The sequence below is a fragment of the Pseudomonas sp. genome, from assembly GCF_040514055.1.
Classification (GTDB): Bacteria; Pseudomonadota; Gammaproteobacteria; order Pseudomonadales; family Pseudomonadaceae; genus Aquipseudomonas.
Map to the genome: position 1 here is coordinate 1 of NZ_JBEVDL010000022.1, position 6927 is coordinate 6927.

At 62.7% G+C, this 6927-nt stretch carries 6 protein-coding genes and 1 pseudogene; 5 read left to right on the top strand and 2 right to left on the bottom strand.

Annotation, left to right across the window (positions count from 1 at the left end; all coding sequences use genetic code 11):
• Both ABWY06_RS05665 and ABWY06_RS05670 read right to left on the bottom strand, forming a co-directional pair.
• The coding region (locus ABWY06_RS05665) for a gamma-aminobutyraldehyde dehydrogenase (protein WP_353924590.1) at positions 1 to 1268 on the bottom strand (1268 nt) is incomplete at its 3' end.
• 102 nt (positions 1269 to 1370) lie between these two features.
• Positions 1371 to 2285 carry a LysR family transcriptional regulator gene (locus ABWY06_RS05670; protein ID WP_045060777.1) on the bottom strand — a complete coding sequence of 305 codons (915 nt, stop codon included), beginning with the start codon at positions 2283 to 2285 and terminating at the stop codon, positions 1371 to 1373.
• Positions 2286 to 2469: 184 nt separating this feature from the next.
• Between ABWY06_RS05670 and ABWY06_RS05675 the strand changes: the two genes are divergently transcribed.
• The 5 genes and pseudogenes from ABWY06_RS05675 to ABWY06_RS05695 all read left to right on the top strand — a co-directional run.
• On the top strand, positions 2470 to 3192 hold the full coding sequence (locus ABWY06_RS05675) for a tellurite resistance TerB family protein (RefSeq protein ID WP_353924591.1): 723 nt from the start codon (positions 2470 to 2472) through the stop codon (positions 3190 to 3192).
• Positions 3193 to 3334: 142 nt separating this feature from the next.
• On the top strand, positions 3335 to 4957 hold the full coding sequence (locus tag ABWY06_RS05680) for a methyl-accepting chemotaxis protein (protein ID WP_122838607.1): 1623 nt from the start codon (positions 3335 to 3337) through the stop codon (positions 4955 to 4957).
• Positions 4957 to 5493: a chemotaxis protein CheW gene (locus ABWY06_RS05685; RefSeq protein WP_122837656.1), complete on the top strand. Its 537-nt coding sequence runs from the start codon at positions 4957 to 4959 to the stop codon at positions 5491 to 5493. The genes ABWY06_RS05680 and ABWY06_RS05685 overlap by 1 nt, the downstream gene beginning before the upstream one ends.
• Complete coding sequence (locus tag ABWY06_RS05690) at positions 5490 to 6761, top strand: CheR family methyltransferase (RefSeq protein WP_353924592.1); 1272 nt, start codon at positions 5490 to 5492, stop codon at positions 6759 to 6761. Before ABWY06_RS05685 ends, ABWY06_RS05690 begins: the two co-directional genes overlap by 4 nt.
• Positions 6758 to 6927, top strand: a pseudogene (locus ABWY06_RS05695) (chemotaxis protein CheW); the annotation flags it as partial. The gene ABWY06_RS05690 and the pseudogene ABWY06_RS05695, both read left to right, overlap by 4 nt.

Consider the following 6927-nt stretch of genomic DNA (forward strand, 5'->3'; position numbering starts at 1 on the left):
AGGCCGTATTCCGAGTCGTTGGCCCAATCCACCGCTTGTTCCAGTTCCTCGAAGCGGGTCACGGTCACGACCGGGCCGAACACCTCGCGCTGGACGATTTCATCGCTCTGTTTGCAGCCGGCCAGCAGGGTTGGCTGGTAATAGAAGCCGGCACCGGAATGCACGGCCGCGCCGGTGACGCGTTCGATATGCGGTTGGCCGAGGGCTCGTTCGACAAAACTGGCCACGCGATCACGTTGGCGGGTGCTGATCAGCGGCCCAATCTCGTTATCGGCATCGCGCTTGCCGGCGAAGCGCAGGCTGCTGACGGCGGCGCCGAGTTCGGCGACCAGGCGGTCGTGAATGCCGGCCTGTGCATAAATCCGGCAAGCTGCGGTGCAATCCTGCCCGGCGTTGTAGTAGCCATAGGTGCGCACACCTTCGACCACGGCCTGGATATCAGCGTCGTTGCAGACGATCACCGGTGCCTTGCCGCCGAGTTCCAGGTGTGTGCGTTTCAGGGTTTTCGAAGCGGCCTGCAGTATTTTCTGCCCGGTGACGATATCGCCGGTCAGCGACACCATGCGCACTTTGGGGTGGCTGACCAGGTGACTGCCAACGCCTTCGCCCCCACCGCACACGATGTTGATCACGCCGCGCGGCAGGATCTCGGCCAGGGCCGGGGCCAGGGCCAGGATCGACAGCGGCGTGTGTTCGGAAGGCTTGAATACCAGGGTATTGCCGGCGGCGAGGGCCGGGGCGATTTTCCACGCGGCCATCATGATCGGGTAGTTCCAGGGCGCAATCGACGCCACGACGCCGATCGGGTCGCGTCGCACCATGCTGGTGTAGCCCGGCAGGTATTCGCCGCTGAGTTGGCCGGTCTGGCAACGCACGGCGCCAGCGAAGAAGCGGAACACATCAACCGTCGCGCTGAGGTCATCCTGGCGGGCCAGGTGCAGTGGCTTGCCGCAGTTCAGCGATTCCAGGCGGGCCAGCAGGTCGGCGTTTTTTTCGATGGCGTTGGCGATATCCAGCAGCAGCACCGAGCGCTGTTGCGGGGTGGTACGCGACCAGCTGGCAAAGGCGCGATGGGCCGCAAGGATGGCGGCTTCGACCTGCTCGGTGCTGGCTTCGGCAATGTGGGTCAGCACTTCACCGGTAGCCGGGCTGAGAATCGGCTCGACAAAGCCTTGGCCCGGGACCAGTTCGCCGTCGATCAATAACGCGGTGAAGATCGGAGTCTGCGCGCCAGCCATTTTTCGGGTTCTCTTTTCTTGTGTGGCCATGGTGCTCCCAGCGACTGGGGCCCGGCCGTCTTATATAGATGTAACAAGACTAGTCTGAGGCCCCGAGGTCGACAAATACTAAATACTGAAGGTGGCGTTCGATTAAATAGATGGCTTGCGCCCGCCGTGGGGTTGTTCGCGGGCTACAGTCAGAAAGGGGTCGACCAATGGAGGGCGGGCCGTACCGCGCCGCCAGGCCAGGCCGACGTCGAGGGTCTGGCTGAGATCGGCGATGGGGCGGGCCTCAATGATGTCGCCCTCCAGCGACCATGGGCGATAAGTCATGTCCGGCTGGATCGAAACCCCCAATCCGGCGGCGACCAGGCTACGCACCGCCTCGGTCGAGGCGGTTTTCAGGGTGATCCGCGGTTGCAGGCCGGCGCTGCACCACAGGCGCTGAGCGTTACGGTCCATTTCGTCAACGTTGAGCTGGATCAGCGGCTCGCGCGCGACGTCAGCCAGGTTGATGCTGTCGTGTTCCAGCAGCGGATGCTGGGCCGGTAGCCACAGGCGGTGGGGGGAATGGGTCAGGACCTCGGTCTGCAAGGCGTGGCGATCCTCCAGGTTGGAGAGAATCAAAACGCCTACATCAATCTCGCCGCTGACCAGCAGATGCTCGATATAGGGCCGTTCGTCCTCCATCACACGGAGTTCCACGTTGGGATAGGCGCGCTGGAATCGCGTGAGCAGATCAGCGAGGTAGTAGCCGGCGACGAGGCTGGTCACGCCGATGATCAACTGCCCGGCGACCTGGTCCGTGCTCTGTTGCAGGCTGCGCTTGGCGTTGTCCACGGTTGCCAGGATCAGGTGCGCCTGGCGCAGGAACTGATGCCCCTGGTGGGTCAGCGTCATGCCCTTGGCATGGCGGTTGAACAGCCCTACGCCGATCTCCTGCTCCAGTTGCTGGATGGCCAGGGTCAGCGTTGACTGGGAAATGAACGCAGTTTGCGCGGCGGCTGAGATCGAGCCGGTCTCGGCCACTGCAATGAAATGACGGATCTGACGCAAGGTCATCATGAAGAATTACCCGGTGGGCGTTATTTTTAGATGAGGAGGAGTTTATATCTTTTATTCCGATGGGGAGGCGCGCAGCGTGTGAAAGCATGCAACATCCCGAAGCACTCTCGCCCGCGGTCCTCGGGCACTTTCGCTCTAGGCTGATGGCCTTATCTGTCCATAGACCGAATGTTTGGAGGCGCACATGATTACCCGTGGATTACTCGATCAACTGCTCAAGTCCGGCCAGGACCTGCTGCAAAACAAGGCCGGAGGCTCGCACAACAAGTCATCCAGCGGCGGGCTGGGCGGCTTGCTCGGTGGTGCCGGCAAATCGTCCGGTCTCGGCGGGCTGCTGTCCGGCGCTGGTGGCGGCGCTCTGGCGGCAGGTGCAATGGGCCTGTTGATGGGTAACAAGAAGGTGCGCAAGGTCGGCGGCAAGGTCGCCATCTACGGTGGCCTCGCGGCGCTCGGTGTCATTGCCTACAAGGCTTATGGCAACTGGCAGGCGCAGCAGGGCACGGCACCGAAGCAGGAACCGCAAACCGTGGACCGGGTGCCGCCCGCCCAGGTTGAGGAGCACAGCCAGGCGATCCTCAAGGCGCTGGTGGCGGCGGCCAAGGCGGATGGTCATGTCGATGAGCGCGAACGTGAGCTGATCGAAGGCGAATTCATTAAGCTCGACAACGATCAGGAATTGCAGCACTGGTTGCACGCCGAGCTCAACAAGCCGCTGGACCCCGCAGACGTTGCCCGCGCCGCCAGCACCCCGGAGATGGCGGCCGAGATGTACATCGCCAGCGTGATGCTCGTGGATGAGGAAAGCTATATGGAGAAATCCTACTTGGAAGAGCTGGCGCGCCAACTCAAACTCGAGCCGGGTTTGAAGGTTGAACTGGAGAAACAGGTGCGCCAGGCTGTCGTGTAGGGCTGGCTCGCCGGCGTGGTCATTTGCAGCCACGCCGCCTTCCTCATTCATCGGGATGAGAACTGGTCTGCATCTGTCTTATAAATGAAACAGCGCCCTCAGCTATACTCGGCAGCATTTGATATGGCCCCGAGGAATGACTGTGAAGAACTGGACGTTGCGCCAACGCATTTTGGCGAGCTTTGCGGTAATCATCGCCATCATGCTGCTGATGGTCATCGTTTCCTATTCCCGTCTGCTCAAGATCGAGGAAAGTGAGGCCAGTGTTCGTGAAGATGCGTTGCCCGGGGTGTATTACAGCTCGATGATCCGCGGCGCCTGGTCCGACAGTTACCTGCAGATCCAGCACATGCTCGGACTCAAGGAGGGGCAGGGTGTGAGTGCTGCGGACGAAGCCGAGTTCAATGCCTTCGAAGCCCGTTTGCTGGAGCAGATGAGCAACTACCGCGGCACTGTCACCACGGATGAGGACAAGGTCGAGTACGCCACCTTCGAAAAACTGCACCAGGACTACAAGAACACCCTGGCTGCTGTGCTCGACTTGCACAAGCGCAATCAGGAAGTCGAAGCGATCCGCATGTTCGACGAGCAGTTGACCCCGGCCTGGAAAGCCGGGCGGGTCAAGCTCAATGACATCATTCGCCAGAACAAGGCCGTGGCCGACCAGGACATCATTGCCATCGATAACGCGGTACTCACGGCCAAGATCATCATGGGCATCTCCCTGCTGATAGCGGTGCTGGCCGCCGGCCTGTGCGGCCTGCTGTTGATGCGCGCCATCATGGCGCCGATGAACCGCATCGTGAACATCCTCGAAATCATGCGCACCGGTGACCTCAGCGGCCGTCTCAACCTGGATCGCAAGGATGAGTTTGGCGCCGTCGAAACCGGCTTCAACGACATGATGACCGAACTCACTGCGCTGGTGTCGCAAGCCCAGCGCTCGTCGGTACAGGTGACGACTTCGGTGACCGAGATCGCCGCCACGTCCAAGCAGCAGCAGGCCACGGCCACTGAAACAGCGGCCACCACCACCGAGATCGGCGCGACTTCCCGGGAAATCGCCGCGACCTCGCGGGACCTGGTGCGCACCATGACTGAAGTCTCCTCCGCCGCCGACCAGGCCTCGGTGGCGGCGGGTTCTGGCCAGCAAGGCCTGGCGCGCATGGAAGACACCATGCATTCGGTGATGGGGGCTGCCGACCTGGTCAACGCCAAGCTGGCGATCCTCAATGAGAAAGCCGGCAACATCAATCAGGTGGTGGTGACCATCGTCAAGGTGGCCGACCAGACCAACCTGCTGTCGCTCAACGCCGCCATCGAAGCGGAAAAAGCCGGGGAATACGGCCGCGGGTTTGCCGTGGTTGCCACCGAAGTCCGGCGCCTGGCGGACCAGACTGCCGTGGCCACTTACGACATCGAGCAAATGGTGCGCGAGATCCAGTCGGCGGTGTCGGCGGGTGTCATGGGCATGGACAAGTTCTCCGAGGAAGTGCGCCGCGGCATGTCCGAGGTGCAGCAGGTCGGCGAACAGCTGTCGCAGATCATCCATCAGGTCCAGGCGCTGGCGCCTCGGGTGCTGATGGTCAACGAAGGCATGCAGGCTCAGGCCACCGGCGCGGAGCAGATCAACCATGCGCTGGTACAGCTGGGTGATGCCAGCAGCCAGACAGTCGAGTCCCTGCGCCAGGCCAGTTTCGCCATTGACGAACTGAGCCAGGTGGCTGTGGGCTTGCGTGGCGGCGTATCGCGATTCAAAGTCTGATGAGCGAACTCGCAGGCAGACGCGCCGCCGTGGCGCCGGCAAAGCAGTCCTTGTTTCTGGTGTTTCGCATCGGCGACGAGCGCTATGCCTTACAAGCGATCGACGTGGCCGAAGTACTGCCGCGCGTGCCGCTAAAGCCAATTGCCAAGGCGCCGGCCTGGGTGGCCGGAGTGTTTGCCTATCGTGGCGCGGTCGTACCGGTGATCGATCTCAGCGCGCTGACCTTCGGCCGACCGGCACAGGCACGTACCAGTACGCGGCTGGTGCTGGTGCACTACCGTGCTGATGAGACCGCGCCGGCGCAACTGCTCGGGCTGATCCTCGAGCAGGCCACCGACACCCTGCGCTGCCATCCTTCGCAGTTCCAGCCATATGGCCTGGACAATCGCCAGGCGCCGTACCTCGGGCCTGTGCGCGAAGATGCCCAGGGTTTGCTGCAATGGGTACGGATCGCCGACCTGCTGGACGACTCGGTGCGCGCGCTGCTGTTTCCGGCCCAGCCTCTGGACCCGGCGCTGCTTGAGGAGCGGTCATGAGCAGCGATCAACGGTTTTTCGACTTCCTCAAGGAGCGCATCGGCCTCGACGTGACATCGGTGGGGCCAGCCATCATCGAGCGCGCCGTGCGCCAACGCAGCACCGCCAATCATGCGCTGACCGCCGACGACTACTGGCACCGCCTGCAGGGCTCGCGGGACGAGCAGCAGGCGCTGATCGAAGCCGTGATCGTGCCTGAGACCTGGTTCTTCCGTTACCCGGAATCCTTTGCCACCCTGGCGAAGCTGGCGGCCACGCGCCTGGCGCAAATCAACAACCTGCGCGCCCTGCGGATTCTCAGCCTGCCTTGCTCAACCGGCGAAGAACCCTACTCGATTGCCATGGCGCTGCTCGACGCCGGCCTCAAACCGCATCAGTTCAAGGTCGAGGGCATGGATGTCAGCCCGCTGTCAGTGGAGAAAGCCCGGCGCGCGGTATATGGCAAGAATTCATTTCGCGGCCAGGACATCGAGTTCCGTGAGCGCTATTTCACCGCTGAAAACGAGGGCTATCGCCTCGACGAACGAGTCCTGGACCAGGTGCGGCTGCAGGTCGGCAATCTGCTCGATCCGACCTTGCTCGCCAACGAGCCCGCCTACGATTTCGTGTTCTGCCGCAATCTGCTGATCTATTTCGACCTGCCGACCCAGCAGCAGGTCTTTGAAGTGCTCAAGCGCCTGACCCACGTCGACGGCGTGCTGTTCATCGGCCCTGCCGAAGGCAGTCTGCTGGGACGTTTTGGCATGCGCTCGATTGGCATCCCGCAGTCCTTTGCGTTCAGTCGCCAGGCGGCGCCCGAGCCGGTTGCGACCTTCCTGCCAGCCATCCGGCCAACCCCGCAGGCCCAGCGCCAGCCGGTGCGCCAGGTGCCGCCAGCGCGTCCCCGACCCTTTGCAACCGTGGCTCCCGCGCCGCAAGTGGTAAAAGCACCGCCGTCGGACGCCGCCGCTTTGTTGGTGAACATCGCCGCGCTGGCCAACGAGGGCAAAAGCGCCGAGGCCCGCACTGCATGCGAGAGTTACCTGCGCAGCCACGAACCGGTGGCCCAGGTGTTCTACTGGCTGGGCTTGCTCAGTGACATAGCCGGCAGCGCCCTGGAGGCCCAAGGCTTCTATCGCAAGGCGTTGTACCTTGAACCGCAACATCCCGACGCGTTGATGCACCTGGCGGCCTTACTGCAATCCCAGGGCGACACGGCGGGTGCCAAACGATTGCAGGACCGCGCCGCGCGCAGCGAGCGCGCCGCTGACAGTGAGCGTAAACGATGAACGCCTCCGACACCTTGAGCGTCACTCATGCAGATGCCCAGGCCATCGACGACTGCTGGAACCGCATCGGTGTCCACGGTGACAAGTCCTGCCCGCTGCTGAGCGAGCATATACATTGCCGCAATTGTGCGGTGTATTCCGCTGCCGCTACGCGCTTGCTCGACCG